We start from the raw sequence: 1,570 nt of genomic DNA, 5'->3' as shown, positions 1-1,570 counted from the left end.
CGCCCGCGACACTCGGGAGACCACCGACCGCGACATCGCACGGCTCCGCGCCACCGGCGCCGAGGTCCTCGAGCTGTCCTTCGAGGACGCTCTGCACGAGCCGGCCCGCACCGCCGCCGAGCTCGGCGACCTCGTCGAGCGCCACGCCCTCGGACCGTTCCACCCGGACTCGGCCGCGGCCGTCGTCCTGCAACGGTCACCGGCCTGCCGACCCGACCTCGCGGTCGAGGAGTTCCTGATCAGCCACCGGCCACCCACCAGCGAGGAGGGCCGCCGGTGAGCGGGGTCCGCGCGATGCTGCACGCCACGAGGCCGGTCGTCGTCCTGGAGATGGAGGACCACGACGACGTCGTCCTCCTCACCGCGGCCGAGGCCGACGTCCTGGCCGCGCAGCTGCACGACGCCGCGAACCACGCGAACTGGCGGATCCGGGACATCGGCCGGGCCGCCGCACCCAGGAGCCAGCGATGACCCGCCGGCGGCCACGCGCCGCACCGCCACCGCGCTGCTCGGACGCGCACGCCGCGGCCATCACCCGTGAGCTCGGCCGCCTGGTCCTCGGTGGCCGCGGGCCCGCACGCCCCGAGCTGCTGTGGCCCGTCGCACCCGACCAGACCGCGAAGGCGACGGCCGGTCTCCATCGACTCCTCGCCGAGATCGACCGCATCAGCAACACCGCCCATCCCACCACCCACGCCAGCAGCAGGGCGGCACGACCAACGAAGGAGCACCCTCGATGAGCGGGCACCTGCTCGGCTGCGTGAAGCCGATCCAGACCCTCGGGCGGAGCCACAAGCTCGCGCTCGTCGCGTTCGCCGACTCCGCCGACGACCGCACCCACATCGGCTTCCCCGGCTACGAGGGAGTCATGGAGTGGGCGTCGTGCTCGAGATCGCGGGCCGCCGAGCTGATCAAGGACCTCGTCGAGCAGGGCTACCTGACCCTCTACAAGGCCGCCAGGCGCGGCCAGCGCGCCGAGTACATCGTGTTCCCCGAGGGGTGCTGCGAGCTCCACCGGGTGCCCGCCGAGGAGGACACCAGCGCGCCGGTCCTCGACGTCGACGAGCTCGCGACCGCCGCAGGGATCGGCGCCGACCAGGTCCGGGCACTGCTCGCCGCGCTGACGCCCGGCCTCCCGGCCACCGACCCCGAGGACACCGAGGACACCGGGAATGGGTCCGACGCGTCGGACACGTCCCCGCTCAATGGGTCCGACGTGTCGGACCCTAACGACCCGGTTATCCACAGGGATCCCGAAATGGGTCCGGGGCGTCGGACCCGATCGATCGATCGGGTCCAGACTGGGTCCGACGCGTCGGACCCCTTCACTTCTTCAAGTACTTCCCCCCATACCCCCCAGGCCGACGACCAGCCCAGTGACCAGGCCGACCAGGTCGACCAGGTCGACCAGGTCGACCAGGCCGGCGCGGCTGCTGCGACCAGCGGCACCCTCACCTCCGTCGACGCCGTCCGCTGCCCCGTGCACCCCAACGGTCACCCCAACTGCCGAGGCTGCGGCACCAGCCCCAAGCAGCGCCGCGAAGCCGCCCGCCGCCGCGAAGCCGAGAAC

4 protein-coding genes are annotated in these 1,570 nt (G+C 73.0%); all 4 read left to right on the top strand.

Going from position 1 to position 1,570, the window contains the following annotated elements; translation table 11 throughout:
• The coding region (locus tag ABD671_RS13465) for a hypothetical protein (RefSeq protein ID WP_344733917.1) at positions 1-280 on the top strand (280 nt) is incomplete at its 5' end.
• On the top strand, positions 277-471 hold the full coding sequence (locus tag ABD671_RS13460; RefSeq protein WP_344733913.1) for a hypothetical protein: 195 nt from the start codon (positions 277-279) through the stop codon (positions 469-471). The genes ABD671_RS13465 and ABD671_RS13460, both read left to right, overlap by 4 nt.
• Complete coding sequence (locus ABD671_RS13455; RefSeq protein ID WP_344733916.1) at positions 468-740, top strand: hypothetical protein; 273 nt, start codon at positions 468-470, stop codon at positions 738-740. The genes ABD671_RS13460 and ABD671_RS13455 overlap by 4 nt, the downstream gene beginning before the upstream one ends.
• Positions 737-1,570 (top strand): helix-turn-helix domain-containing protein (locus ABD671_RS13450; protein ID WP_344733915.1); only part of this gene is annotated, 834 nt, incomplete at its 3' end. The genes ABD671_RS13455 and ABD671_RS13450, both read left to right, overlap by 4 nt.

This window comes from Nocardioides fonticola, assembly GCF_039536805.1.
In the GTDB taxonomy this organism is placed as follows: domain Bacteria; phylum Actinomycetota; class Actinomycetes; order Propionibacteriales; family Nocardioidaceae; genus Nocardioides; species Nocardioides fonticola.
The sequence above is the reverse complement of the archived record's forward strand: the minus strand, read 5'-3'. Positions and strand labels throughout refer to the sequence as shown.